Genomic DNA, 25,250 nt, shown 5'->3' with positions numbered 1-25,250 from the left:
CTCTTGGCGGACGCTGGGTGGCCCGGCCGCCCGGTCGGGGCGCGGGCATTCGCCGCGGGCCGAACCGGCACCGCCGGTCCGGTCGCCCGGCGGCTGGGGCCTGTCGTGCGTTCAGGCGGGCGGGATCATCTCCACGCCGAGCTGCTGAAGCACCTGGAACAGCTCGTTGACGCTCCACACGTCGACGATCCGGCCGGCCTCGTCGAAGCGCAGGAAGGATGCCCCCGAGTAGCTGACCACCCGGCCGGTGGGCGGCACCGGGCCGAACTGGCCGGCCTGGGTGCCGGCGGCCCGCCAGTGCACGGCCACCCGGTCGCCGGCGGCCACCAACTCAACGACCTTGTAACGGAGGTCGGGGAAGGCCGCCCGCCGGTCGCGGTGCCAGGCCAAGGTGGCCTCCGGCCCGGTCCCGCCCAGCCCCGGGCAGTCTGCCGCGATGAGGTCGTACGCGCTCTCCTCGCGGCCGGCGTTCCACACGTCGGCGATGAAGCGCCGGGCCGCCGCCTCCACATCGGTCACCGCGGCAGCCTAGCCCCGTTCCTTCGGGCTCCGCCTGCCGGTTGCCGCCGGAACGACCATGATGGGAACGGGACAACCTCTTGGGAGGCGGCGTGGGCGGCAAAGACGACGAGATCCTCAACCGCACCGGCGGCAAGTATGTGGAGCCAGGCGGCGAGTTCACCCGCGACCAGCGCTACATCGCCACCAGGATCACCGCCGACGGGCGGGACGGCTGGCCGGTGGAGCCCGGGCGGTACCGGCTCGCGGTGAGCCGGGCCTGCCCGTGGGCGAACCGGCTGATCATCGTCCGCCGGCTGCTCGGGCTGGAGGACGCCATCTCGATGGCGGTGGCCGGGCCGACCCACGACCGGCGGAGCTGGACCTTCGACCTGGACCCGGACGGCCGGGACCCGGTGCTCGGCATCGAACGGCTGGCCGAGGCGTACTTCAAGCGGTTCCCCGGGTACGACCGGGGCATCACCGTGCCGGCGCTCGTGGACGTGCCGACCGGGCAAGTGGTCACCAACGACTACGCGCGGATGAGCCTGGACCTGTCGACGGAGTGGACCGCGTACCAGCGGCCCGGGGCGCCGGAGCTCTACCCGGAGCGGCTGCGGGAAGAAATTGACGAGGTCAACGCCGTGGTCTTCCGGGACGTCAACAACGGGGTCTACCGGTGCGGCTTCGCCGGCAGCCAGGAGGCGTACGAGCGGGCGTACCACCGGCTCTTCGACCGGCTGGACCGGTTGGGCGAACGGCTGGCCGGGCAGCGCTACCTGGTCGGCGACACGATCACCGAGGCGGACGTCCGGCTCTTCACCACGCTGGTCCGCTTCGACCCGGTCTATCACGGCCACTTCAAGTGCAACCGGCAGAAGCTGACCGAGCTGCCGGTGCTCTGGGCGTACGCGCGGGACCTCTTCCAGACCCCCGGCTTCGGCGACACGATCGACTTCGACCACATCAAGCGGCACTACTACGAGGTGCACCGGGACATCAACCCGACCGGGGTGGTGCCGCTCGGCCCCGACCTGTCGAACTGGCTCACCCCGCACGACCGCGAGGAGCTGGGCGGCCGCCCGTTCGGCGACGGCACCCCGCCGCCCCCGCCCCCGCCCGCCGAGCGCGTCGACCCCGCACACACCCCGCTGCACTGAGCAGGCTTGATCGGCACCGGTTGCGGCAGGTCTCGGCGTCCACGAACGGGGACACCGCGACCCGCCGCAACCCGCGCGGCGGACGGGGTCACATGGCCAGGCGGACGGCGGCGGTGAGGACGAGCTGGGCCAGGGCGAGGGGAACCAGCACCAGCCAGCAGAGGCGCTGGAGCTGGTCCTCCCGCAGGCGCGGGTAGGACACCCGGAGCCAGATGATCACGAACGCCACGGCGAACACCTTGAGCAGGGTCCACAGCCAGCCGAGCTGGGCGTCGGCGAACGGGCCCTGCCAGCCGCCGAGGAAGAGCACGGTGGTCAGCGCGGCGATCACCACGATGCCGACGTACTCGGCGAGCAGGAAGAACGCGAAACGCAGGCCGGTGTACTCGGTCATGTAGCCGAAGACCAGCTCGGAGTCGGCCACCGGCATGTCGAACGGGGGCCGTCGGATCTCGGCCAGCCCGGCGACGAAGAAGACCACCAGGGCCGGGGCCTGCCAGAGCAGCCACCACGGGTGCCACGCCTCGACGATGCCGGACAGGCTGAGCGTCCCCGCCGCCATCGCCACCGAGGCGGCGGAGAGCACCAGGGGCAGCTCGTAGCCGAGCAGCTGGGCGGCGCCGCGCAGCCCGCCGAGGAGGCTGTACTTGTTCGCCGAGGCCCAGGCCGACATGAGCACCGCCAGCACCCCGATGCCGACCACCGCGAGCACGAAGAACAGGCCGATGTCCAGCGGCTGCCCGACCAGGTCGCCGGGGCCGAGCGGGATCACCAGCAGGGCGAGCAGGTACGGCACCAGGGCCACCGCCGGGGCCAGCCGGAACACCGGCCGGTCCGCGTCGCGCGGGGTGACGTCCTCCTTCTGCACGAACTTGATGCCGTCGGCCACCAGCTGCGCCCAGCCGTGGAAGCCACCCGCGTACATCGGACCGAGCCGGCCCTGCATGTGCGCCATCACCTTGTGCTCCGTCTGCCCGACGATCAGCGGCAGGGTGAGGAACGCGACCAGCACACCCACCACCCGGAGCACCAGCTCCAACCAGGCGGGCATCAGGCCTCCCCCTGCTCGGGCGTGGCGTCGGGAGCGGGCTCCTGCCGCGCCGGGCCGGTCGGGCGCTCACCCGGGGCCGGACGCCCGAGCGGGCCGGCCTCGTCCACCGGCTCCCGCCGCGCCGGACCGGTCGGGCGCTCGCCGGGGGTCGGCCGGGCCGCGCCCGCGCCGCCGGGCCGCGCCGGACGCTCGCCCGGGGCCGGGCGGGCGGGGCGTTCCCGGGCCGGGCGGGCCGGCGTACCCCCGCGCGGGCCCTCGCCCACCCCGGCCGCGCCGGCCGGGGTGGGGATCACGCCCCACTCCCCCGGCGCCGGCACGCCCGGCGGGCGCATCGGCCGCCGGCCGCCGCCCGCCTCGGACTCGCCCGGCTCCTTCGCGCCCGGCCAGGGCTTGGCGACCCGGGAAGCGAGCACGAACTCCTTGCGCAGCGGGTGTCCCTCGAACTCGGGCGGCAGCAGCAGCGGGCGCAGCTCGCCGTGCCCGTCGAAGGCGATGCCGAACATCTCGTACGTCTCGCGCTCGTGCCAGGCCGCGCCGGGGAAGATGTCGACCAGCGACGCCACGGTCGGCGTGTCCCGGGGAACCCGGGTGCGCAGCAGCAGCCCGTGCCGGTGCCGGGTGGACCAGAGATGGACCACGACGTCGAAGCCCTCGGTCAGCTCGTCGACCGCCGACAGCCAGTCGAAGAAGTCGAGGCTCAGCTCGGCGTCGTCGCGGACCGCGCGGACCGCGTCCCGCCAGCTCACCGGCGGCACGTCGAGAGTGGCCCGCGCGTACCCCTGACCGCCGGAGACCGACGCGGTGGCCGCCACCGGCGCGAGCAGAGCGACCACCCGTCGGCCGACCTCTTCCGGAGTCATGCCGCTGATCCTAGGGCCTGCGCCGTCGGGCTCGCCCGGGCGAGCCGAGGCCCCGGCGGGGTCCGGGCTGGGTCCGGCGGGGCGGCGGCCCGCCCGGACGCCGTCTCCGCACCTGCGGTCGGGATCCGCCGCTTTGCCCGCCGGGCGGCCCTCCGGCGGGAAAGATGAACACCGTGCGCGCTGTGACTGTGACTCCCGGGGTACCCGACTCGCTGCGGCTGACGGACGAGTGGCCGGAGCCGGCCACGGAGGAGGGCGCGATCCTCGTGCAGGCGCTGGCGGTGGGGATCTGCGGCACCGATCAGGAGATCATCTCGGGCTCGTACGGCGAGGCGCCGCCCGGCCAGGAGCGCCTGGTGCTGGGGCACGAGTCGCTCGGCCGGGTGCTGGAGGACCCGACGGGCACCCTGCAGCCCGGCGACCTGGTCGCCGGCGTCGTCCGGCACCCCGACCCGCTGCCCTGCCCGAACTGCGCGGTCGGCGAGTGGGACATGTGCCGCAACGGCCAGTACACCGAGCACGGCATCAAGGGGCTGTCCGGCTTCGCCCGGGACCGCTGGCGGGTGCAGCCCAAGTTCGCCGTCGGCCTGGACCCGGTGCTCGCCCCGGTCGGGACGCTGCTGGAGCCGACCAGCGTGGTGGCGAAGGCGTGGGACCACATCGAGCGGATCGGCTCCCGGGCCGAGTGGAAGCCGCACAGCGTCCTGATCACCGGGGCGGGGCCGATCGGTCTGCTGGCGGCGCTGCTGGCCAGCCAGCGCGGGCTGTCGGTGCACGTGCTGGACCGGAACACCACCGGCCCCAAACCGGGCCTGGTCCGGTCGCTCGGCGCGACATACCACACCTCGCCGGTGGGCGAGCTGGACCTCGAGCCGGACGTGGTGGTCGAGTGCACCGGCGCGCCCAGCGTGGTGCTCGACGCGATGTGCAAGGTCGGGCCGACCGGCATCGTCTGCCTGACCGGCGTGTCCAGCGGCGGCCGGACCATCGACTTCGACGCGGGCGCGCTCAACCGGGCCCTGGTGCTGGAGAACAACGTGGTCTTCGGCTCGGTGAACGCCAACCGGCGGCACTGGGACCTCGCCGCCGAGGCGCTCGCCCGGGCCGACCAGTCCTGGCTGAACTCGCTGATCACCCGCCGGGTGCCGGTCTCGGAGTACGCCGACGCCTACACCTCCGGCGGCGAGGACATCAAGGTGGTGCTGGACTTCGCCCAGTGACGGGCGGGCGCCGCCGCCCCGCCAGACCGGTCAGACGCCGGGGAGCCAGCCGTTGCGGAACAGGTCCACGAAGAGCTGATGGTCCGCCGGGCCCGGATCCCGTGCGCGTGCGCGCAGTCGACCAGGTAGTCGACGAAGCCTGCAACGCCCGCTGCGACGCGGCGGTCCGGTGCCCCTGGTGGCGGAAGTACGACCGGACCTGCTCGTCGTCGATGTGCCGCGCCACGGCCGGGACCTGGGCCTGCTTCATGTGGATGACGACGTCGTTCTCCAGCGCCTGGCTGTGCCCCTCCAGGAGGAGGTTGTACGACGGCAGCGGGGTCTTGGCCCGCAGGCCGGACCTCGGCCGCCGGCGGCGGCCCTCGGCCGCCCGAGCCGCCCGGGTGGACCGGTCCGGCGGGACGTACCCACCGGACCGGCCACCCGGGCGGACGGATGCCCGGTCAGCCCGCGGCGCTGGTGCGGGACTGGGAGGCGACGACGGGCGAGCGGCCGCAGGTCCGGGTGCTGTCCATCGCGAGGGTGGTGGTCGCGCCGGCCTTGACCTGCACGGTGGTGGCGCTCCGGACGCCGTACCAGCAGTCCTTGTTCACCAAGTACTGGACATAGACGTCCTGGGTGCGGTGCCCCGCGGCGGTGAAGGACCCGCCGCTGCCGTTGCTGAAGTAGCCGGAGTTGGCCGCGACGTCACCGGTGCGCGCGTTGTACGTCCAGACGTAGCCGCTGGCCCACGGGTCGGCCGGGTCGGTCACCGTGCCGGCGAGCACCCCGCCGGTGACCAGCTTGGCGTCGACGGTCGCCGTGCCGCCCGGACTGACCTGCGTGTACGTGGCGGCGTACCGGTCGGCGACGTCGCCGGACCACTGCCACGCGTATCCGCTGTTCGTGGTCGGCGCGAACTCGACCGGCCAGCGGTACGGGCCCAACGCGTCGATGGTGTAGCGGCCCTCCGCGTTGGCGCAGTTCTTGCCGAAGATGGCGCCCTGGCCGGGGTTGAACGCGAACGGGTACGTGCAGACGCCCGGGACCACCGCACCGGAGGCGTTGCGGACCGTGCCGGTGATGGTGCCCGGCGGGTCGACCCGGATGGCGGGCAGGGTGATGGTCTGCCCGGCCTTGAACGTCACCAGCAGCGCCTCGCGCTGGTCGCCGCTGCCGCCGTCGGCGGTGACCCACTGGTCGCCGTAGCGCTTGGCGGGCGGGTCGTACGGGTTGGTCGCCTGGAAGGCGTAGAGCTGCCAGGTGCCCAGCTCGGTGTCCTCGAACGGCCCGACCTCCAGGTGGCCGTCCGCGCCGGAGCAGTACCGGGGCATGTGGGCGGACTGGCCGCCCCACCTCGGCTTGACCAGGTGCACGCAGATCCCGTCGACCGGGGCGGACGTCGCCGCGTCCCGGACGGTGGTGGCGATCGCCGCGCCAGGCCGCAGCGCGTAGGAGACCTTGGTGACCTGGCCACGCTGCACGTCGATGGTGGGCCTCGGGTCGGCCGGGAAGTAGGAGGCGCCGCCGGTGACCTCCGTCTCCCAACTGCCCGGCTGCACGTCGGGGACCCGGACCAGGCCGTCGGTGCCGCAGACCGACCCGTCGTGCCCGCCGAAGACGTACAGGCAGGGACGCGGGACGGGCGCGCCGGTGACCGCGTCGGTCACCCGGGCCTCGATCTCGCCGAGCGGCAGCAACTGCTCGTCGACCACCAGGGAGTCACCGTCGGCGACGTCGAAGACGGTGGCGGCGTCCCGGGTCTCCTGCCGGGGCACCCACTGGTAACCGCGCACGTTGTCGTAGACGGAGATCCGGTAGCGGCCGGGCGGGACGTTGTCGATCTGGTAGCGCCCGTCGCCGAGATCCCAGGTGTACGCGATGGCCTCGTAGCTGGAGTCCTCGTCGTAGATGGTGACGGTGGAGTCGACCGGCGCGCCGGTCTCGTCGGTGATCCGGCCCCTGATGCCGGCGGAGCCGCGGTCGAGGGTGACGTTCTGCTCGATCAGGTCGTACGTCGGGATGGCGACGGAGTTGGCGTTGAGGTAGTCGGGGGCGCGGTACCACCACTCGGTGCGGAAGCCCTCGACGTGCATCCGGATCTTGTAGCTGGGGGCGCCGGCCACGCCCGGAATGGTGTAGCGGCCCTCCGCGTCCGAGCAGTACTCGGCGGCGACCACGGTCGGTGAGGTGTGCAGGGCGAAGCAGGCGTTCGCGACGGGTGCGCCGTCGACGTCACTGACCAGCCCGGTGTAGCCGACGGTGTCGGCGGCAGCCGGAGCAGCTGATAGAGGGATTGTGGCGAGCGCCGCCAGGAGGGCGGCCCCCGTTGCCCGCATGGTTCTCATGGCAGACAAGATAGCGATCCCCGTCGACATTGAAGATCATCCGGTCGGCCGGTGGTCGGGCGCTGGCCGGTCCGCTTTCGGTCGACGGGCTCGGCCACCGGCCGGCGGCTCCGGGCGCGGCGGGTGGCTCGGCAGGCCCGACGTGCTCAGGACGCCGGGCGGCGGATGGGCGGGGCGGTGAGCGACTCGACCGGGCGGGTGACGGTGCGGCCGTCGGCGGGCGACGCGTCCACCGGCGGGGTGAGCCGGTCCGGGCGGCTGACCCCGCCGAGGCCGGACTCCTCGGCGGCGATCTTCTCCTGCAGGCGGAGGATGCCGTGCAGCAGCGCCTCGGGCCGGGGCGGGCAGCCGGGCACGTAGACGTCGACCGGGATGAGCTGGTCGACGCCCTTGGTCACCGAGTACGAGTCCCAGTACGGGCCGCCGCAGTTGGAGCAGGCGCCGAAGGAGATCACGTACTTCGGCTCGGGCATCTGGTCGTAGAGGCGCTTGATCGCCGGGGCCATCTTGTCGGTGACCGTGCCGGAGACCACCATCAGGTCGGCCTGCCGGGGACCGTGGGCGAACGGGATGACGCCCAGCCGCATGAAGTCGTGCCGGCCCATGCTGGTGGCGATGAACTCGATGGCGCAGCAGGCCAGGCCGAAGTTGAACACCCAGAGCGAGTAGCGGCGGCCCCAGTTCAGCACGAACCGGATCGGCTCGCCGAGCACCGCCGGCAGCTGCACCTCGGGCCTCCCTCACCTGTCCTCGACATGACAGTCAACCACAACCCCGGCGAAGGCGGCCCGCGCAACCGGCCCACCTCCGTCTCGCCCGCCTCGCCGGGGCGGGCGGTCGCGCGGATCTTGGACAGTTGCCGTCCGCCGGGAACGGAAACCGTCCAGGATCGGCCGGCGGAAAGCGGGGTGGACGGGCGCAACCGGGCGGGGCGGCATGGAGTGTTATCGACGCCGGACCGCCCGGCGGCCCACACGGGGAGGGACAGTGACTGTGAGGATGAGGGCCCGCGCCGCCGAACCGCCGCCGGCCGAGCTCGGGAGATCTCCCGGGCCACCCACCTTCGACGGCTTCTACCATGCGCACTTCCGCAGCGTGACAACCCAGCTCTGGGCGTACACGGGGGATCTGGGCCAGGCGCAGGACCTCGCGCAGGAGGCGTTCTGCCGGGCGCTGGCCCGGTGGGACCGGCTGGCCCGCTACGACGACCCGGTTGCGTGGGTACGCCAGGTCGCGTGGAACCTGGCCCGCAGCCGGTGGCGCCGGCTCCGCACCGCCCGCAACCACCTGCTACGGCAGCGGCGGCAGGAGCCGGAGGTGGCGGGGCCGAGCCCGGACCGGGTCGCGATCGACCGGGCGCTCGCCGAGTTACCGGCCAACCAGCGGCGGGCCATCGTGCTGCACTACCTGGCCGACCTGTCGGTCGCGCAGATCGCACTCCAGGAAGGGGTGGCGGAAGGCACCGTCAAGTCCTGGCTGCACCGGGGCCGCGCCGCCCTGGCCACCTTGCTCAACGACAACACCGAGGGGGTCGGCGATGTCTGACCGGGACCCGCTGCGGGCGCGCTTCGAGACGTACCGCGGAGAGCTGACGACGCACATCGACGGGCCGGGCCCGGAGGCCGCCCGGCGCACCCTGCGGCGCCGCCGCCGCACGGCCGTGACCGCCGGAGCGGCCCTGGCGGTGGTGCTGGTGGTGGCCCCGATCGCGGCCGGGGCGGCGCTGCGGCGGGATCCGCCGCTGCCGCCGGCCGTCACCCCGACCGCCGAGCCGACACCGTCACCGTCGGTGAGCCCGTCGGTGAGCCCGGCCCCGACGCCCTCGGCCAGCCGCACCCCGGACGCGCCGGACGGCCGGATCAGCGAGAAACAACTGCTGGCCGCCCGGGTCGACCTGCCGGACTGGTTCGGTGGCAACTGTGCGGACAACGCCGGGGTACGGCTGTTGCCCGGCAGCACCAAGGAAGTGCAGAAGCCTTACCTGATCGAGGTGACCTACGGCGACGTGGACGCCGACGGCGCGCAGGAGACCGCCGCGCTGCTCGGCTGCCGGATAGGTGAGGCGTCGGCGAAGCAGGTGGTGGTGTTCGACCGGGACGGTCAGGACCGGATCGTCACCGTGGGTCGGGTGGTCCGCACCGAAGGGGAGGGCCCGGAGGCCGTCGAGGACCTGCTCGCCGTCTCGGTGCCGGACGGGTCGGTCCGGGTGAAGGTCGCCGACCTGCAACCCTGCTGCTCCACCCCGGCCTACTGGGCTCGCCAGCAGTGGCGGACGTACGGCTGGGACGGGACGCGGTTCGCCCAGAACGGCGGCCCGACCGGGTGGGGGAGGGACCCGCGGCTGACCGATCTCCGGGTGACCGCCGGACCGCTCATCCTCGGACCGGCGGACGGCACCGGCGCGCGGGAGGGCACCGTCAAGGTGACGGTCAGCAACCGTGGCCGGGTGGACGTGCCCCGGCTCGCCCTGTTCGAGCTGAACTTCGTCGGGACGCCGGAAGGCGGCGCCTGGGACAGCTGCGAGCCGGACAACGGGCGGAGCGACTGGCCCCCGTGCATGCTGCCCGGCCTGGCCGCGGGGAAGCAGATCACCTACACCTTCCGGTACCGGTACGGCCCGGCCGGCCCACCCGACGCCCGGATGGTCCGGGCGGTCCACTACGACGACGACCTGCGGTACTGGCGGGATCTGACACCGCAGGACAACTGGACCCAGGTGCGCCTCGCCGGATGAGTGGAGCCGCGGGGTGTCCGACGGACGCCCCCGCGGCCGTCACCAGGACGGACGTTGCAGCAGGCCGACGAACTCCGCCAGCAGCCGCTCGCGCAGTGCCGGCGCCGCGGCGTCGAGCAGGGTGTTCACCACCGCCATCCGGTCCGTCACCGGGCCGGCGCCGAGCCCGAGGCCGGCGGCGAGCCGGGCGACCAGCTCGGGGGTCAACGCCTCCGGGGTGAGGCTGCCGGCGAGCGCCCGCAGCTCCGCCGAAAGCTCGACCGGCCCGGCGGCCCGGGCCGCCGCCACCGCCTCGGCCAGCGCCGGGCCGAACTCGGCCACCCGGGGGGCGACGGCCGCGGTCACCGTGAGGTGCACGCTGGCCGGCAGGTCGGCGTACCCGAGCTGCGGCTGGGTGTGCCAGCCGCGGGCGGTCAACTCGTCGACCAGCACGAACAGGTCGAGTCCCGGGTCGTCGCTGGTGAAGCAGACCACGGTGGACTCGGGCTCGGCCAGCAGCCGCAGCCCGTCCACCGGGCGGACCGCGTCGGCCAGTCCGGCCACCGCGTCCCGGGTCAGCGCGGCCAGCCGCAGGTAGCCGTCCTCGCCCAGGTGCCGCAGGGTGGCGTAGGCGGCGGCGATCGGCCCGCCGGAGCGGGTCGAGGCGATCACCGGGTTGATCATCGTGTATCCGGGCCAGTCGGCGTACGCGAAGTACTGCGGGGCGCGCAGCGCCGGATCGCGGTGCAGCAGCACCGACACCCCCTTCGGGGCGTACCCGTACTTGTGCAGGTCGACGGAGATCGAGGTGACCCCGTCGACGGCGAAGTCGAACTCCGGCACCGGTGCGCCGAGCCGGCGCAGCCAGGGCAGCGTCCAGCCGCCGAAGCAGGCGTCCACGTGGCAGCGCACCCCGGCCGCCGCCGCGACAGCCGCGATCTCCGCCACCGGGTCGACCACGCCGTGCGCGTACGACGGGGCCGAGGCGGCGACCAGCACGGTCTCCGGCCGGATCGCGGCGGCGACGTCGGCGGGCGCCGGGCGCAGGGTCAGCGGGTCGACGGGGACCTGGTCGAGGGCCACCCGCAGGTAGTGGGCGGCCTTGGCGAAGGCGGCGTGCCCGCTGACCGGCACCACGATCCGCGGCTCGGCGAGGTCGGGGCGGGCGTCGCGGGCCGCCTTCACCGCCAGCATCAGCGACTCGGTGCCGCCGCTGGTGACGCTGCCCACCACCTCCGGGGCGGCCGTGCCCGGGCCGCCGCCGAGCAGCCGGGCCGCCGCCGCGACGAGGGCGTTCTCCATCGCCAGCAGGGACGGGAAGGCGGTCGGGTCGAGCCCGTTGACGTGCGCGCTCTCCGCGTCCGCGGCCTGCGCCAGCTCGTCCAGCCCGGCCACCCCCGGGTCGTACACGTAGGCGAAGAGCCGCCCGCCGTGCGTCGGCCGGTCGGCCGCCCGCAGCGCCCGGATCTCCTCGAGCACCCGCGCCGCGGGCACCCCGACCTCGGGCAGCGCGCCCGTTCCTTCGTCGATCATGGGGATGTGCTGCCCTTCCTGTGGTGTTCAGCGGTTCTACTCCCCCACCACGACTCCGTGATCGGCGGAGCTCAGGGGGGAGGGGGCGGTGAGTGGGGGGAGGGTGTAGCCGCGCAGCAGCAGCACCGGGAGCGCGACGAGGAGGGCGGGGAGCACGGTGAAGCCGAGCAGGACGCCGAGCCGGGCGCCCGCCGACTGCGCCGCCGCGACCCCGGTCGACGAGGAGACGTATCCGGAGAGCTGGAGGACCAGGCCGTAGATGCCGGGACCGAGGGCGAGGCCGAGGGTCTCCCCGGCGGTCCAGAGCCCGGTGAACACGCCGGCCTGCCGCCGCCCGGTGCGCGCGGTGTCGTATGCGATGCAGTCCGGCAGCATGGCGAGGGCGAAGACCTGCTGGCCGGCGTACCCGACGCCGATCAGCGCGACCACGGGGTACACCCCGGCCGCCGGCAGCGCCGGGGACGCGACGAGGGCCAGCGTGCCGGCCGCGAAGAGCAGCGACGCGGCGACCAGCGCGGCCCGCTTGCCGACCCGGGCGCCGACCCGGGTCCAGAGCGGCATGACCAGCAGCGCCGGCCCGACGAAGCAGGCGAAGAGCAGGGTCGGGCCGGTCTCCGGGTCGCGCAGCACCTGGTCGGCGAAGTACTTCACCCCGGCCAGCACGGTGGCCACCCCGGCGGACTGCACCACGAAGCAGACCAGCAGCAGCCGGAACGGCCGGTTGCTGCCGGCGACCGCGAGCTGGGCCCGCAGGCTGGGCTCGCTCTCCCCCACCGTCCCGGCCGGTGCCGAGCGGGTGCCGAGGAACGCGCCGACGGTGCCGGTCACGATCAGCGCGGCGACGAAGAGGCCCATCCAGCGGTGCCCCGGCACGCCGTCGCCACCGGCGGTCACCACCGCCGGGGCCACCGCGCCGGAGACCAGGATGGCCAGCGCCAGCACCGCGATCCGCCAGCTCATCAGGCGGGTACGCTCCGCCGGGTCGTCGGTCACCTCGGCCGGCATCGCCACGTAGGGCACCTGGAAGAAGGCGAACGCGGTGGCGGTGGCCAGGAAGGCGACCGCCACGTACGCCCCGGCGGCCGGGCCGGTCCCCAACGGCGCCGCGAAGATCGAGGCGAAGAGCACGGCCAGCGCCAGCCCGCCGCCGAGCAGGTACGGCCGGCGCGCTCCCCAGCGGGACCGGGTCCGGTCGGAGATCCGCCCGGCGACCGGGTTGACCAGCACGTCCCACGCCTTGGGCAGGAGCACGAGCAGGGCGGCCACGCCGGCCGCCACGCCCAGCGTGTCGGTGAGGTACGGCAGCAGGAGCAGCCCGGGCACGGTCCCGAACGCCCCGGTGACCAGGGACCCCGTCGCGTACCCGACGTGCACCCGGCGCGGCAGGCCCGTTGCTGTCATGGAGCCGAATGCTACTCATGTTATGGCCCGGGTCACATCCCCTCCTCCGGCGACCAGGCCGCCGCCATGTCCACCCCGGACGGGCGCAGCGGGCAGCCCTCGGCCCGCAACCGCGCCCGCGCCTCCCGCTCGTGCCCGGGCGGCAGCCGGCCGGCCGAGTTGACCACCCGGTGCCAGGGCACGGCGCCCCCGTGCCGGGCCATGATCGAGCCGACCAGCCGGGCCGAGGCCCGTCCCGAACGCTCGGCGAGGGCGTCGGCCACCGCCCCGTACGACATCACCCGGCCGGGCGGGATGCGCTCGACCAGGTCGAGCACCGCCTCGACGTACTCATCAGGCGTCATGACCGGCCACGATATGGGAAGCCACCAAGGTCCCTCGGACCGCGACGCGCAGAATGGTCGGGTGCGCGAAGCAGTCACCTCGGCCCGCCGGGTCGTCGTCAAGATCGGCTCGTCCTCGTTGACCACGGCGACGGGCGGCCTCGACGACGCCCGGGTCGACACCCTGGTGGACACGCTCGGCGCGCTGGCCGCCGACGGACGCGAGGTGGTGCTGGTCTCGTCCGGCGCGATCGCCGCCGGCCTCGCCCCGCTCGGGCTGCCCCGCCGTCCCCGCGACCTCGCGACCCAGCAGGCCGCCGCCAGCGTCGGGCAGGGCCTGCTCATCGGCCGGTACGCGGCCAGCTTCGCCCGGCACGGGCGCACCGTCGGGCAGGTGCTGCTCACCGTCGACGACGTGACCAGGCGGGCGCACTACCGCAACGCGTACCGGACCCTGCGCAAACTGCTCGACCTGCGGGCGGTGCCGGTCGTCAACGAGAACGACACGGTGGCCACCGAGGAGATCCGGTTCGGCGACAACGACCGGCTGGCCGCCCTGGTCGCCGCCCTGGTCGACGCCGACCTGCTGGTGCTGCTCTCGGACGTCGACGCGCTCTGGAGCGGCAACCCGACCCGGCCGGGCAGCACCCGGGTCGCCGAGGTGCGCGGCGACGGCGACCTGGCCGGCGTCGACATCGGCGGTACCGGCCGGGCCGGGGTCGGCACCGGCGGCATGGTCACCAAGGTCGAGGCGGCCCGCATCGCCACCGGCTTCGGCATCCCGGTCGTGCTCACCGGCGCGCCGCTGGCCGCCGAGGCCCTCGCCGGCGAGCCGGTCGGCACCTTCTTCCACCCGAGCAGCCGGCGTCCGGCCGCGCGGCTCTTCTGGCTGGCGCACGCCACCGCGCCCCGCGGCCGGCTGCACCTCGACCCCGGCGCGGTGCAGGCGGTGGTGGGCCGGCGCAAGTCCCTGCTCCCGGCCGGGATCACCGCGGTGGACGGCGCGTTCACCGCCGGCGACCCGGTCGACCTGGTGAACGCCGACGGCGCGCCGGTCGCCCGGGGACTGGTCAACTACGACGCGGTGGAGCTGCCCGGGCTGCTCGGCCGCTCCACCTCGGAACTCGCCGCGGCGCTCGGCCCGGCGTACGAACGGGAGGTCGTCCACCGCGACGACCTCGTACTGCTGTGAGGAGTGCGGAATGAGCGTCGTCGAGCAGGCCCGGCGGGCCCGGGACGCGGCGGAGGCCCTCGCCGTCGCCACCCGTACGGTCAAGGACGCCGCGCTGGTCGCGATGGCCGACGCGCTGGTGGCGCGTACCTCGGAGATCCTGGCCGCGAACGCGACGGACCTGGCGGCCGGGCGGGCGGCCGGGCTGACCGCGGCCGTGCTGGACCGGCTGGCCCTCGACGCGGGCCGGGTGGCCGGCATCGCCGACGCGTTGCGCCAGATGGCCGCGCTGCCCGACCCGGTAGGCGAGGTGGTCCGCGGCTCGACCCTGCCGAACGGGCTGGAGCTGCGGCAGGTCCGGGTGCCGTTCGGCGTGGTCGGCATCATCTACGAGGCCCGGCCGAACGTGACCGTGGACGCGGCCGGGATCTGCCTGAAGTCCGGCAACGCGGCGCTGCTGCGCGGCTCCTCCTCGGCGGCGCACTCCAACGCGGCGCTGGTCGCGGTGCTCCGCGACGCGGTCGCCGGGGCCGGCCTGCCGGCCGACGCGGTGCAGCTCCTCGACGCCACCTCCCGGGACTCGGTGAAGGAGCTGATGCGGGCCCGGGGCCTGGTCGACGTGCTGATCCCGCGCGGCGGCGCGTCGCTGATCCGGACCGTGGTCGAGGAGTCCACCGTGCCGGTGATCGAGACCGGGGTGGGCAACTGCCACGTCTACGTGGACGCCGCCGCCGACGTCGCGAAGGCCGTGGCGATCACCCTGAACGCCAAGACCCAGCGCCTCTCCACCTGCAACACCGCCGAGTCGCTGCTGGTCCACGGGGACGTCGCGGACGCCTTCCTGCCGGCGGTGCTGGCCGCGTTCGCCGAGGCCGGGGTGACCGTGCACGGCGACGCGCGGGTGGCGGCCCACTCCCGCGCGGTCGTGCCGGCCACCGAGGAGGACTTCGCCACCGAGTACCTCTCGGCCGACATCTCGGTGGCCGTGGTCGACTCGCTCGACGCGGCGGTCGCGCACATCCGGCGGTACGGCACCGGCCACACCGAGGCGATCGTCACCGACTCCCAGTCGGCGGCCCGGGAGTTCGTGGCCCGGGTGGACGCGGCGGCCGTGATGGTGAACGCCTCCACCCGGTTCACCGACGGCGGCGAGTTCGGCTTCGGCGCGGAGATCGGCATCTCCACCCAGAAGCTGCACGCCCGGGGCCCGATGGGACTGCCCGAGCTGACCAGCACCAAGTACGTGGTCACCGGGGACGGCCACTTGCGCTGACCGGGTTCGGCTCGCAGCTTGCGGCAGGTCGGACATCCCGCAGCGACGATGCCCCGACCTGCGGCGACACGCCCCCGCATGCTCCGCAACCGGCCGTTGCCCGGCGGAACAGCCGGTCAGGTGGTGGGTGCGGCCGGCTCCGGCGGCGCGGACTCCGGCGGCCCGGCCGGCTTCGACCGCGGCAGCGGCACGGCCGGCGGCACCAGCGGTCGCGCCGACGGCTCGACGTCCGCCGCCGGCTCGACGAGCCACGGGGTGAAGGGGGACGCCGGCGCGGCGACATCCGGCTCGTCGACCACCGACGGCTCGGTGACCCACGCGGTGAACGGGGACGTCGGTGGCGTGGTGGCCGGTGGCCCGGACAGGGCGGGCGGCGGCAGGGCCGAGGTCGGGGGCGCCACGTCCGCCGGGGGCGCCACGTCCGCCGGGGGCGCCACCTCCGACCGAGGTGCCGGGCGCGGCGCCGGCACCACCGGTGGCGACGGCAGCGCGGCCGGCTGCGGCGACCGGAACACCGTGCCGGAGGCCGGAGCCTCCGGGGTGTCCGACCGGCAGGCCCGGATCGCCCGCAGCGTGGTGTGCACGTCGAACTGGTGGCCGTCGTCGCTGTCCCAGCCGCCGTCGCTGCGCTGGGTCTCGCCGAGCCGCTTGCGCGCCGAGACCAGCAGCCACTGCTCCTCGCCCACCTCGACCCGGCGCAGCGTGGCGGCGAGCCAGGCCACATCGGCCGGGGACATCTCGGGGATCCGGTCGGCCAGCACCGCCTGGATCCGCGCCGACTCGTAGTACATCCGCTGGCGGTGCAGCACGGCCGCGCTCAGCCAGCCGGCGGGGAGGAAGGACGGCCAACTCCCGTCCGGGGCGAGCTGCGCGGCCAGCGCCTGCGCCGCCGCCTGCACCACGCCGGCGTACGCACCGCCCACCCGGTGGTCGAGCGGCCCGGCGGCGCGGGCGTCCAGCCCGGCCACGGTCAGCCAGAACCCGGCGTTGGCGGTGAGGAAGAGGCGGGCCTCCGGGTCCCCCGGGGTGGCCCACTCGGGGGCGAGGCCGGCCAGCGACGGGTCCTCGTCCCAGCCACCGTCGCGGAGCTGCCGGGCGGCCAGCCAGTCCAGGGCGTGCCGGGCGGCCGGGCGGCCCAGTCCGCCGAGATCGTCCACTTCGGCCAGCCGGAAGCAGGTGGCGTCGACCGAGGCGACCCCGCCGTCGAGGACGGCGGGCCAACCACCGCCGGGTGCCTGCCCGGCCTCGGCCGCGTCGAGCAGGGCGGCCGGCACCGGGGTACCGGTGCGCAGCCGGGAGAGACGGGCGCGGTCCACCGCGTCCCCGTGCGCCACGACGAAGCCGATCGCGGCATCCAAATCGACCACGAGGCAGACGCTACCTGCGCGAACGTTGCTGCGCCTCAGCAGCTCGGCCAGGGGTGGCCCGGCCCACCGGCGGGTACGCGCAGGGCCCTCCCGGCATCCGGAAGGGCCCTTTCGCTCACACTCAGTACGCGGGCAGCGACGGGTCGATCTGCTTGACCCAGGAGAGCACCCCGCCCTGGACGTGCACGGCGTCCCGGAACCCGGCCGCCTTCAGCGCGGCGAGCGCCTCGGCGGACCGGACGCCGGACTTGCAGTGCAGCACGATCTGCTTGTCCTGCGGGAGCTTCGCCAGCGCCTCGCCGGAGATGATCTCGCCCTTGGGGATCAGGGTCGAGCCGGGGATCCGGACGATCTCGTACTCGGCGGGCTCGCGGACGTCGACCAGGAAGATGTCCTTGCCGGCGTCCTGCCACTCCTTCAACTCCAGCGCGGTGATGGTCGAGTCGAGCACCGCCTCCTGCGCCTCGACGGAGACCGCGCCGCAGAAGTCCTCGTAGTCCTCCAGCAGCTCGGTGACCGTCGGGTTCTCGCCGCAGAGCACGCAGTTCGGGTCCTTGCGCACCTTGATCTTGCGGTAGCTCATCTCCAGGGCGTCGTAGACCATCAGCCGGCCGACCAGCGGCTCGCCGATGCCGGCGAGCAGCTTGATCGCCTCGTTGACCTGGATCGACCCGATGGACGCGCAGAGCACGCCCAGCACGCCGCCCTCCGCGCACGACGGCACCATGCCGGGCGGCGGCGGCTCCGGGTATAGGCAGCGGTAGCAGGGGCCGTGCTCGGCCCAGAACACCGACGCCTGGCCGTCGAACCGGTAGATCGAGCCCCAGACGTACGGCTTGCCGAGCAGCACCGCCGCGTCGTTGACCATGTAGCGGGTGGCGAAGTTGTCGGTGCCGTCGACGATCAGGTCGTACCGGGAGAAGATCTCCTTGACGTTCTCCCGGTCCAGCGCGGTGTTGTGGATCTCCACGTTGACCAGCGGGTTGATCTCGCGGATCGAGGCGGCGGCCGACTCGGCCTTGGAGCGACCCACGTCGGAGACGCCGTGGATGATCTGCCGCTGGAGGTTGGACTCGTCGACGGTGTCGAAGTCGATGATGCCGAGCGTGCCGACACCGGCGGCGGCGAGATACATCAACGCCGGCGAGCCGAGACCGCCGGCGCCGACGCAGAGCACCCGGGCGTTTTTCAGCCGCTTCTGACCCTCGACCCCGACGTCGGGGATGATCAGGTGACGCGAGTAGCGACGGATCTCGTCTACGGTCAGCTCGGCGGCGGGCTCGACGAGCGGGGGCAACGACACGGTGGACTCCCCGGGATCGGCGGTGGGACCGCGCCATTGTCGCTCGCAACGGTGGGGATCGGCCATGATGAGGGACACGTCGCCCGACATGCGGGACCGGGAATAATTCAGACCCCGTCGATGGACTCCCCCTCGTACCGCGCCCCGGCCAGGTACGGCCAGGCGTTGGCGACACAGCCGTCCAACCCGTACGTCTGCTGCTGCATCACCGGGGCGGGCGCGCCCGGCCCGGGGCAGGCCTGGTGCGTCTCGCCGAACTCGTGTCCCACCTCGTGGTTGATCACGTAGGTCCGGTAGACGTCGAGCGGCGCCCCGTAGTCCGGCACCGCCTCCATCCAGCGGGCGAGGTTGATGATCACCCGGCCGGGCAGCCGGCAGGAGGTGTACCGCTCGGTGCTGAGGCCCCCCTCGGCGCACATCCGCTCCGAGGTGGCCGGGGTGGCCAGGTAGACGGTGAAGTCGGCGGCAGCCGCCTCGGGAACCCGCTGCACGCGCAGGTCGCCCGAGGCGATCCAGCTCCGGGAATCGCCCAGCACCGCGTCCACGGTGTCGGCGAACGCGTCGGCTTCCGGCCCGGCGCCCTGCTCGACCTCGACCCGGTAGCGGCGCAGCGGCCCGCCGTACCCGCGCACCGGCGAGCGGCCCTCGGCGGCGGCGAAGAGCCCGGAGCCCACATCCGGATACCCGCCGCCCGCGCCGGCCGCGTTCGCCGCCCGCCCGTGCCGGGCCGCCGCCATCGGGGCCGGCGCCGGGTCCGCGGACCGGCGGGCCAGGTCGCGCAGGCCGACCGCGGCGCCGCCCACCGCGAGCAGGACGACCAGGAGCAGGACGGTACGTCGCCGGCGGCGTCGCATCCGGCGTAGCGCGGGGCGGACGGGTGGTCCGTCCCCGGGGCGGGCCGGCGGGCGGTCGGCGTCGAGCCGGCCAGGCCGGACGGCCGGGGTCGATGGCGGCGCGGGCTCGGCAGGCGGGTCGGAAGGGGACGACGACGTCATGACACCAGCGTGCCATGCAATTCGGGCATTTAGCCGCTTTTACCGCCAGTTATGCGCAATACTCTTCATCGCCACGATCAGGGCTTCCAGACCGGCGGGCCGGCGTACCGTCGGCCGTCGAGGTACGGCCACGGGTTCGGCCGGCAGCCGTCGAGGAAGAGGGTCTGCTGCTGCATCACCGGCGCCGGCCGGCCGGCCGCCGGGCAGCCCTCGTGATGGTGCCCGAGCTGGTGCCCGACCTCGTGGTTGATCACGTAGAGCCGGTACTCCTCCAGCGGCATCTCCGCCGCCACCAGGTGCGGCACCGAGGTCCGCCAGCGGTCCAGGTTGATCACCACCTTGCCGGGCACCCGGCAGGAGGTGTACGGCACCCCACCCTTGCGGATGTCGATGCCACCGTCCCGGCACAACCGCCCGGCGGTGTCCCGCGTGGCCAGGTAGATGGTGAAGTCGTAACGGGCCCCCGGAACCACCCGCTGCAACCGCACCTGGCCGCCGTCCACCCAGCTCCCCGGCCCGGCGAGGGCCCGCTGCACGGCGTCGCCGAAGGCGTGGACGTCCTCCCCCGAGCCGTTCTCCACCGCCAGCCGGAACCGGCGGAGCCCGCCCGCCCGGCCCAGCACCGGCCCCGGCCGGGCGTCGTACGCGAAGCTGCCCGAACCGTGCGCGGGCACCGGGCCGGGCAGGGTCAGCAGCGGCGGGGGCGGGGTCGGGTCCGCCGTCGGCGAAGGGCTCGCCGACGGCGACGGGGTGTCCGACGGGGTCGGCGGCTGCACCACCGACCCGTCACCGACCAGCATCTCGGCCCCGGCGGACGGCCGTTGCACCGCCACTCCGACGCCGACCGCGGCGGCGGCCAGGAACGCGAGCACCACGAGGGCGGAGCGCCGCCGACTGGTGCCCGGACGACGGGGGACGGAGCGCACGGCACTACGGCGGGGGCGGGAGGAGGCGCGCATCCGGCTCAGCCTGCCACCTCGCGCCGCCGCCCGCCGTCCCCCGTTCCGGTGAGCAGATCACCGCCCGGGAGGTCGCCGGCCAGCGCCGGGGCGGACGCCGCGCCGTCACCTGCCTCGGCGAGCAGGGCCAGCACCGCCCGGGCCACCGTGCGGGGCACCTCAACCTGGGCCACGTGCCCGACCCCGTCGAGCATCAGCAGCCGGCTGTCCGGGATCACCCGGGCGGCCTGCGGCGCCACCCGGACGTCGACCAGCCGGTCGCGACGTCCCCCCACCACCAGGGTGGGCACTCGCAGGCCGGCGGCCAGCCGCCACAGCGAGTTCGGTCCCGGCAGGTACGACCGCAGGAAGCTGGCGACCAGGCCACGGAAGGTCCGCAGATAGGCGGCCGCGTAATGGGCCGCCTGGTAGCGGATCCGGATCTCCTCGACCGCCTCCTGCCGGCGCTGCTCGCTGACCCGGGTCAGGTCGGCGATGCACGCCTCCAGCACCTGCTGGGCCATCAGCTCGGGGGCGAGCTGGGTCAGGTGCCAGGCGACCAGCCGCTCGCCCAGGGGCAGCGCCAGCAGCGGCAGCATCCGCCCCTGCAACGAGCGACGGAAGTCGAGGAACGGCAGCGCCGGGGAGATCAGGGTCAGCGTGCGGACCAGGTCCGGTCGAAGCGCCGCGACCCGGACCGAGACCGCCCCGCCGAGCGAGTTGCCGAACAGGTGCACCGGGCCCCGGTCACTGTGCTCGATCCAGCGGACCACCCGGTCGGCGAAGGCGGGGATGGTGTACCGCCGGCCGGGCTCGCTGCGACCGAAGCCGGGCAGGTCGATCGCCTGCCCGTCGAGCCGTCCCGCGAGCAGGCCGGCCAGGTCCGTCCAGTTCTGTGACGAGCCGCCGAGGCCGTGCACGTAGAGCGCCGGTTCGGCGTCCGGACCGGTGGCCGGGGTGTCGCGGACGTAGGTGACCGCGCCGTCAAGACGCACCCCCCGGCCGGGCCAGGGCGGTGGGACGTGGTGCGCGGGCAGATGCTCGTCCGGCCACAGGGAGGCGCGCTTCATGTCACCCAGTCTTCCCACCCGAACGCCGCCCGACACCCGCCACCGGTCAGGCCAGCAACGCCTCCAGCCGGCGGTTCACCGCAGCCAGGGTCGCCCGGACCATCGCCTGCCGGGGGTCACCGGCGACCAGGGCCGAACCGGCGAGCTGCTCCACCCAGCCGTCGCAGACCAGCAGCACCACCACGGTGGCCACCTCGCAGTTGCCGAACGGCAGCACGGCGGCGTGCTCGACGAAGCACCGCCCCCGCTCCGCGGCCGAGGCGGCCCGGCCGAGCAGCTCGTCCACCGCCGCCGCGGCGGCCACCGCGCAGAGCCGCAGCACGTACCCGTCGACGGCCGGCCCGGTGGCATGGCCGACCGCCGTGCGGTCGCCCGCGATCAGGCGTACCTCCACGGTGGCGTCGAGCCCGAAGGTGCTCACCTGGACGTGGTCGATCACCACCCGGGGTCCCGACGCGCCACCGGTGTCCAGCGGTCGCGAAGGCGCGGTCTCCGTCGTGGTCATCTGGCCGCCGGAGTACGACGTACCGAGGGTCGCCGGGCTGCCGGCGGGCGCACCGGTCGGGGCGGTCAGCGACGACTCCTCCACCGCCGCCCGACCTCGGTGGATGGCGGGCTGCCGGCGACGGCGCGACGGCTCGGTGACCCGCTCCACGCCCTCGGCCGGCGCCTCGACCGGCCGGCCGGCCCGAGACTCGGGCGCGGTGGGGTGGTTCTCTCCGGCCCGCACGTCGGCCGGCCGGCCCGCGACCGGCCGGTCCTCCGCCGGCCGCGGCTCGGCGGGCCGCGGCGCGGCCGAGCGGCGGCGGACCGGGGGCGGCGGGACGGCCGGCGCGCCGGGCAGGTTCTGCGGGGCGGCGGCCAGGCCCATCCGCTCCTGGAGCAGGCGGGCCACCAGCCGGCTCACCTCGGCCGGGTCGGCGCCGTCGGCCAGATCGAGCCGGAGGCTGTGCGCACCGGCCGGGGTACGGCGCAGCGCCGCGTCCCGGACGCCGGCCACCTCGCGGACCGCGTCGAGGATGGCGTTGACGTCGAAGCCCTCGGGGCGCTCGCGCAGCGGCGCGGGCTCGTCGTCGCGGCGCAGGTGGGTGGCGATACGGGCGAGTTCCGGGGTTTCGGCGGGCGGTTCCACGGCGGGCGGCTCCGGCACGACGGGCACGTCCGGTTCGGCGGGGACCCGCTGCGGCAGCCCGGCCGGCGCGGCGTCGGCCGGCCCGGGGTCGGCGGCTGCCTCGGCCGGCGGCGGCACCGGTTCCGGGGCGGACCGGCGGGGCGCGTAGGCGGGCGCGCTCGTCGGAGCGGACGCGGGGGTGCGGTCGAAATGGGCCCCCCCGCTCGTGGCGGAGGCGGGGCCGGAGAAGGTCGGCGGCTGGCCGGAGGACCCTGCGGGAACCTCCCCGGTCGCGCCGGGCGACCGGTACGACGTGCCGTCGCGGTCCTCGGCCCGGCGAGCGCCGGGCGGCGACGGGGCGTACTCCGCGGGCGGGGCGGCGGCGGGGGCCTCCCGGGGGACCGGCGGAGCGCTGGTCGGGACGGCGTGGGGCGGGGCGCTGGTCGGGACGGCGTGGGGCGGCGCACTGAACGGGGTCACCGGGACGGGCGGCCCGGCCCAGGCGGGCCGTTCGGGCGCTTCCCGGGCGGCCGGATCGGATTCGTTCCGGGGCGACTCGTACGACCGGGCCGGCTCGTACGCCGGGGACCGTTCGGCCCGCACCGGCTCGTACGGCCGCACCGGCTCGGGCGCCCACTCGTCGACCCGCTCGTCGCGGGCCCGGCTCCCCACCGGCTCGGCCTCGACGGACCGACGTCCCACCGGCTCATCCCCGGCGGACCGACGCCCGGCGGCATCCTCCGGGACCCGGCGGCCGGAGGACTCCTCGTCGCGGGCCCACGGTGCCGCCCAGCCGTCGTCCCGGCTCGACCGGTGCCAGCTCTGCCCGGACCGCCCGGGCTCCTCGCCGGTCGCGGCGCGGCGCGGGTCCACCGGCCCGGCGGGCCGGTCGTCGGCGCCCGCGGCCCGGGGCTCCTCGGCGCGGCCCCCCTCGACCGGGCCCGTGTCCCGGGCGGCGGGCGGCGCCGAGGCGGGGCGCTCGGACCAGCCCCGATCGGCGGCGGGGGGCGCCGACGCCGGACGCCCGGGCCAACCCGGGTCGGCCGGAGGCGCGGAGGCCGAGCGGTCGGCCCAGCCGTGATCGGCGGGAGGACGGTCGGCCCAGCCCTGGTCGGCGGGAGGACGGTCGGCCCAGCCCTGGTCGGCGGGGGGCGCCGACGCCGGGCGGCCGGCCCAGCCGTGGGAGACCGACGGCGGCTGCTCGGCGGCTCGCTCGGCGGTCGGGGCGTGAAACCCGGGTGGCACCTCGAAGCCGGAGGCGGCGGCGCCGACCGGCGGCACCTGGAGGGCCGGCGGCGCGGACGACGGGACACCGGCCTCCGACCAGCGCGCGACCCGACCGGCGGGCGGCTCGTCCGAGGTGTGCCGCGCCGGCCCGGGCTCCGCGTCGGCGGCCGGCTGCTCCACCGCGGGTGCCGGCCGCTGGCCCGGTACGGCCAGCCGGTCGCCGTCGGTCTCGCGGCGGGGCTCGTCGACGGGCGGGGCACTCACCGGCGCCTGGCGGGTCACGGGCGATTCCTCCCCGGCGTGGTGCACGCCGTTGACGTGGTGGCCGTTGACCCGGGCCGACGGTTGCTCGGCGGGTAGCGTCGGCAGCGGGGCCGGGAGGTCGCCGTGGCGGGGGGACGAGACGGCCCAGCCGTTGGTGAGATCGGGCCGGGGCCAGCCGGCGGGCGCCTGTGCGCCCCGGGCCCAGCCGGTCGCCGGGGGCGCCCACCCGCTGCCGGTGCGGGCCAGGTCGTCCTGCTGACCCGTCCCGTCGCCGTGCTCTCCCGGGGTGGGGGCTCCGGGTTGCCCTGATTCACTCACCGCGCGCTCCTTGGTCGCCCCCGCTGAGGCTACCGTGTGGTGACAGTGGCGATAAGTTACAGCGGCGGGCCAATTCCGGGCCGGGTTCACCAACCCGGGCCGGTTCGGGTGATAAGTGCCGGCTCGTACGATGAAACTCGGAGGTTCCCATGACCGCAGTGGGGAACGGCGCGCAGACCGCCGGCCGGCCCACCCGCCTGCCCCGCTCGGCGCGCCGCAAGCAACTGCTCGCGGCCGCTCAGGAGGTGTTCGTCGCACAGGGCTACCACGCTGCCGCGATGGACGACATCGCCGAGCGCGCGGGAGTCTCCAAGCCCGTGCTCTACCAGCACTTCCCAGGCAAGATGGAGCTCTACCTCGCGCTGCTGGACACGCACTGCGACGCCATCGTGGCGAAGGTGCACGACGCGATGCGCGGCACCAACGACAACAAGGAGCGGGTCAGCGCCTCGGTGCGCGCCTACTTCGACTTCGTCGACCACGAGAGCGAGGCCTTCCGGCTGGTCTTCGAGTCGGACCTGCGCAACGACCCGGCAGTCCGGCAGCGGGTCGAGCGGGTCGAGCAGGGCTGCATCGCCGCGATCACCGACACCATCATCTCCGACACCGGCGTCAGCCGGGCGCACGCCGAGCTGCTCGCCTCCGGCCTGGTCGGGGCGGCGGAGACGGCCGCCCAGTTCTGGCTGGCCGGAGGCCGGCAGGTGCCCAAGGCGGAGGCGGAGGCGCTGGTCGCCGCCCTCTCCTGGCGCGGCATCGCCAGCTTCCCGCTGCAAGGTGACTCAGCCTGAACATCGGGCCGCCAGATCGGATAGCCTTCCCACGGTGGCTCTTTCGCCCCAGTTGAGGAGGCACAGTGGAGGTCAAGATCGGCGTGCAGTACGCGCCGCGGGAGCTGGTCCTGGAGAGCGCGCAGTCGCCGGCCGAGATCGAGCAGATCGTGACCGACGCCGTCGCCAAGGGTGAGGGCACCCTCTCCCTGACCGACGAGAAGGGCCGGCGGGTGATCGTGCCGGTCGGCAAGGTCGCCTACGTCGAGATCGCGGAGGCCTCGCCCCGCGCGGTCGGGTTCACCGTCCGCTGATTCCCCACCGGGTCGGGGGGGGGGGGGGGGGGGGAAGGGGAGGGAG

Annotated in this window: 20 protein-coding genes and 3 pseudogenes; 8 read left to right on the top strand and 15 right to left on the bottom strand. The window is 75.0% G+C overall.

All coding sequences use genetic code 11. The features are described from left to right. Positions 1 to 111: 111 nt before the first annotated feature. Positions 112 to 519 carry an ester cyclase gene (locus ACL02O_RS00965; RefSeq protein ID WP_412816007.1) on the bottom strand — a complete coding sequence of 136 codons (408 nt, stop codon included), beginning with the start codon at positions 517 to 519 and terminating at the stop codon, positions 112 to 114. Between the two features lie 92 nt (positions 520 to 611). Between ACL02O_RS00965 and ACL02O_RS00960 the strand changes: the two genes are divergently transcribed. Continuing rightward, a complete protein-coding gene (locus ACL02O_RS00960; protein ID WP_412816006.1) occupies positions 612 to 1,658 on the top strand; it encodes a glutathione S-transferase family protein in 1,047 nt (348 codons plus the stop codon). An 88-nt stretch (positions 1,659 to 1,746) separates the two neighbouring features. On the opposite strand, the gene nuoH is transcribed toward ACL02O_RS00960, so the two are convergent. Beyond that, complete coding sequence (gene nuoH / locus ACL02O_RS00955; protein ID WP_412816005.1) at positions 1,747 to 2,709, bottom strand: NADH-quinone oxidoreductase subunit NuoH; 963 nt, start codon at positions 2,707 to 2,709, stop codon at positions 1,747 to 1,749. A 263-nt stretch (positions 2,710 to 2,972) separates the two neighbouring features. Beyond that, positions 2,973 to 3,569, bottom strand: a pseudogene (locus ACL02O_RS00950) (NADH-quinone oxidoreductase subunit C); the annotation flags it as partial. A gap of 173 nt (positions 3,570 to 3,742) precedes the next feature. Between ACL02O_RS00950 and ACL02O_RS00945 the strand changes: the two are divergent. Continuing rightward, complete coding sequence (locus tag ACL02O_RS00945; RefSeq protein ID WP_412816004.1) at positions 3,743 to 4,789, top strand: glucose 1-dehydrogenase; 1,047 nt, start codon at positions 3,743 to 3,745, stop codon at positions 4,787 to 4,789. Positions 4,790 to 4,910: 121 nt separating this feature from the next. On the opposite strand, the pseudogene ACL02O_RS00940 reads toward ACL02O_RS00945, so the two are convergent. The 3 genes and pseudogenes from ACL02O_RS00940 to ACL02O_RS00930 all read right to left on the bottom strand — a co-directional run. After that, a pseudogene (locus ACL02O_RS00940) lies at positions 4,911 to 5,105 on the bottom strand (DUF2252 family protein); the annotation flags it as partial. A gap of 127 nt (positions 5,106 to 5,232) precedes the next feature. Next, positions 5,233 to 7,116: a hypothetical protein gene (locus ACL02O_RS00935; protein ID WP_412816003.1), complete on the bottom strand. Its 1,884-nt coding sequence runs from the start codon at positions 7,114 to 7,116 to the stop codon at positions 5,233 to 5,235. Positions 7,117 to 7,262: 146 nt separating this feature from the next. Then, positions 7,263 to 7,844, bottom strand: coding sequence for an NADH-quinone oxidoreductase subunit B (locus ACL02O_RS00930; protein WP_412816002.1), 582 nt, complete (start codon positions 7,842 to 7,844; stop codon positions 7,263 to 7,265). Between the two features lie 259 nt (positions 7,845 to 8,103). Here ACL02O_RS00930 and ACL02O_RS00925 point away from each other — a divergent pair, with 259 nt between their 5' ends. Together ACL02O_RS00925 and ACL02O_RS00920 are read left to right on the top strand one after the other, a co-directional pair. Next, on the top strand, positions 8,104 to 8,661 hold the full coding sequence (locus ACL02O_RS00925) for a SigE family RNA polymerase sigma factor (RefSeq protein WP_412816001.1): 558 nt from the start codon (positions 8,104 to 8,106) through the stop codon (positions 8,659 to 8,661). Further along, positions 8,654 to 9,850: a hypothetical protein gene (locus ACL02O_RS00920; protein WP_412816000.1), complete on the top strand. Its 1,197-nt coding sequence runs from the start codon at positions 8,654 to 8,656 to the stop codon at positions 9,848 to 9,850. The genes ACL02O_RS00925 and ACL02O_RS00920 overlap by 8 nt, the downstream gene beginning before the upstream one ends. Positions 9,851 to 9,889: 39 nt before the next feature. Here ACL02O_RS00920 and ACL02O_RS00915 read toward each other — a convergent pair whose 3' ends face one another. The 3 genes from ACL02O_RS00915 to ACL02O_RS00905 are packed head-to-tail and all read right to left on the bottom strand — an operon-like array spanning position 9,890 to position 13,107. Then, positions 9,890 to 11,362 carry a pyridoxal phosphate-dependent decarboxylase family protein gene (locus ACL02O_RS00915; protein WP_412815999.1) on the bottom strand — a complete coding sequence of 491 codons (1,473 nt, stop codon included), beginning with the start codon at positions 11,360 to 11,362 and terminating at the stop codon, positions 9,890 to 9,892. A 36-nt stretch (positions 11,363 to 11,398) separates the two neighbouring features. Continuing rightward, a complete protein-coding gene (locus ACL02O_RS00910) occupies positions 11,399 to 12,763 on the bottom strand; it encodes an MFS transporter (protein ID WP_412815998.1) in 1,365 nt (454 codons plus the stop codon). A gap of 32 nt (positions 12,764 to 12,795) precedes the next feature. Next, on the bottom strand, positions 12,796 to 13,107 hold the full coding sequence (locus ACL02O_RS00905; protein WP_412815997.1) for an MGMT family protein: 312 nt from the start codon (positions 13,105 to 13,107) through the stop codon (positions 12,796 to 12,798). Positions 13,108 to 13,168: 61 nt separating this feature from the next. Between ACL02O_RS00905 and proB the strand changes: the two genes are divergently transcribed. Both proB and ACL02O_RS00895 read left to right on the top strand, forming a co-directional pair. Continuing rightward, positions 13,169 to 14,278, top strand: a complete 1,110-nt coding sequence (gene proB / locus ACL02O_RS00900) for a glutamate 5-kinase (protein ID WP_412815996.1) — start codon at positions 13,169 to 13,171, stop codon at positions 14,276 to 14,278. Positions 14,279 to 14,288: 10 nt separating this feature from the next. Continuing rightward, positions 14,289 to 15,530 carry a glutamate-5-semialdehyde dehydrogenase gene (locus ACL02O_RS00895; RefSeq protein WP_412815995.1) on the top strand — a complete coding sequence of 414 codons (1,242 nt, stop codon included), beginning with the start codon at positions 14,289 to 14,291 and terminating at the stop codon, positions 15,528 to 15,530. A gap of 548 nt (positions 15,531 to 16,078) precedes the next feature. Here the strand turns inward: ACL02O_RS00895 and ACL02O_RS00890 are convergent. The 6 genes and pseudogenes from ACL02O_RS00890 to ACL02O_RS00865 all read right to left on the bottom strand — a co-directional run. Beyond that, positions 16,079 to 16,948, bottom strand: a pseudogene (locus ACL02O_RS00890) (hypothetical protein); the annotation flags it as partial. A gap of 70 nt (positions 16,949 to 17,018) precedes the next feature. Next, entirely contained in the window at positions 17,019 to 18,266 is a 1,248-nt protein-coding gene (gene moeZ / locus ACL02O_RS00885; protein WP_412815994.1) for an adenylyltransferase/sulfurtransferase MoeZ, read from the bottom strand. A gap of 41 nt (positions 18,267 to 18,307) precedes the next feature. After that, positions 18,308 to 19,195 (bottom strand): DUF3152 domain-containing protein, encoded by an 888-nt coding sequence (locus tag ACL02O_RS00880; RefSeq protein WP_412815993.1) that lies wholly within the window; start codon positions 19,193 to 19,195, stop codon positions 18,308 to 18,310. Between the two features lie 77 nt (positions 19,196 to 19,272). Next, positions 19,273 to 20,154 (bottom strand): DUF3152 domain-containing protein, encoded by an 882-nt coding sequence (locus ACL02O_RS00875; protein WP_412815992.1) that lies wholly within the window; start codon positions 20,152 to 20,154, stop codon positions 19,273 to 19,275. Between the two features lie 5 nt (positions 20,155 to 20,159). After that, positions 20,160 to 21,203 carry an alpha/beta fold hydrolase gene (locus ACL02O_RS00870; RefSeq protein WP_412815991.1) on the bottom strand — a complete coding sequence of 348 codons (1,044 nt, stop codon included), beginning with the start codon at positions 21,201 to 21,203 and terminating at the stop codon, positions 20,160 to 20,162. Positions 21,204 to 21,249: 46 nt separating this feature from the next. Then, positions 21,250 to 24,123, bottom strand: a complete 2,874-nt coding sequence (locus tag ACL02O_RS00865; protein WP_412815990.1) for a hypothetical protein — start codon at positions 24,121 to 24,123, stop codon at positions 21,250 to 21,252. Positions 24,124 to 24,272: 149 nt separating this feature from the next. On the opposite strand from ACL02O_RS00865, the gene ACL02O_RS00860 reads away from it, so the two are divergent. Together ACL02O_RS00860 and ACL02O_RS00855 are read left to right on the top strand one after the other, a co-directional pair. Beyond that, positions 24,273 to 24,911 carry a TetR/AcrR family transcriptional regulator gene (locus ACL02O_RS00860; protein ID WP_412815989.1) on the top strand — a complete coding sequence of 213 codons (639 nt, stop codon included), beginning with the start codon at positions 24,273 to 24,275 and terminating at the stop codon, positions 24,909 to 24,911. Positions 24,912 to 24,976: 65 nt separating this feature from the next. Beyond that, positions 24,977 to 25,204, top strand: coding sequence for a DUF3107 domain-containing protein (locus tag ACL02O_RS00855; protein WP_265008317.1), 228 nt, complete (start codon positions 24,977 to 24,979; stop codon positions 25,202 to 25,204). Positions 25,205 to 25,250 lie beyond the last annotated feature (46 nt).

The organism is Micromonospora mangrovicola (assembly GCF_047200535.1).
In the GTDB taxonomy this organism is placed as follows: Bacteria; Actinomycetota; Actinomycetes; order Mycobacteriales; family Micromonosporaceae; genus Micromonospora.
The sequence above is the reverse complement of the archived record's forward strand: the minus strand, read 5'-3'. Positions and strand labels throughout refer to the sequence as shown.

What these genes read in the sequence shown, in the direction of transcription:
- nuoH (WP_412816005.1), bottom strand. Translation starts at nt 2,709, where the DNA reads ATGCCCGCCTGGTTGGAGCTGGTGCTCCGGGTGGTGGGTGTGCTGGTC.
- ACL02O_RS00935 (WP_412816003.1), bottom strand. Translation starts at nt 7,116, where the DNA reads ATGAGAACCATGCGGGCAACGGGGGCCGCCCTCCTGGCGGCGCTCGCC.
- ACL02O_RS00920 (WP_412816000.1), top strand. Translation starts at nt 8,654, where the DNA reads ATGTCTGACCGGGACCCGCTGCGGGCGCGCTTCGAGACGTACCGCGGA.
- ACL02O_RS00915 (WP_412815999.1), bottom strand. Translation starts at nt 11,362, where the DNA reads ATGATCGACGAAGGAACGGGCGCGCTGCCCGAGGTCGGGGTGCCCGCG.
- ACL02O_RS00910 (WP_412815998.1), bottom strand. Translation starts at nt 12,763, where the DNA reads ATGACAGCAACGGGCCTGCCGCGCCGGGTGCACGTCGGGTACGCGACG.
- ACL02O_RS00905 (WP_412815997.1), bottom strand. Translation starts at nt 13,107, where the DNA reads ATGACGCCTGATGAGTACGTCGAGGCGGTGCTCGACCTGGTCGAGCGC.
- ACL02O_RS00895 (WP_412815995.1), top strand. Translation starts at nt 14,289, where the DNA reads ATGAGCGTCGTCGAGCAGGCCCGGCGGGCCCGGGACGCGGCGGAGGCC.
- moeZ (WP_412815994.1), bottom strand. Translation starts at nt 18,266, where the DNA reads ATGGCCGATCCCCACCGTTGCGAGCGACAATGGCGCGGTCCCACCGCC.
- ACL02O_RS00880 (WP_412815993.1), bottom strand. Translation starts at nt 19,195, where the DNA reads ATGACGTCGTCGTCCCCTTCCGACCCGCCTGCCGAGCCCGCGCCGCCA.
- ACL02O_RS00875 (WP_412815992.1), bottom strand. Translation starts at nt 20,154, where the DNA reads ATGCGCGCCTCCTCCCGCCCCCGCCGTAGTGCCGTGCGCTCCGTCCCC.
- ACL02O_RS00870 (WP_412815991.1), bottom strand. Translation starts at nt 21,203, where the DNA reads ATGAAGCGCGCCTCCCTGTGGCCGGACGAGCATCTGCCCGCGCACCAC.
- ACL02O_RS00860 (WP_412815989.1), top strand. Translation starts at nt 24,273, where the DNA reads ATGACCGCAGTGGGGAACGGCGCGCAGACCGCCGGCCGGCCCACCCGC.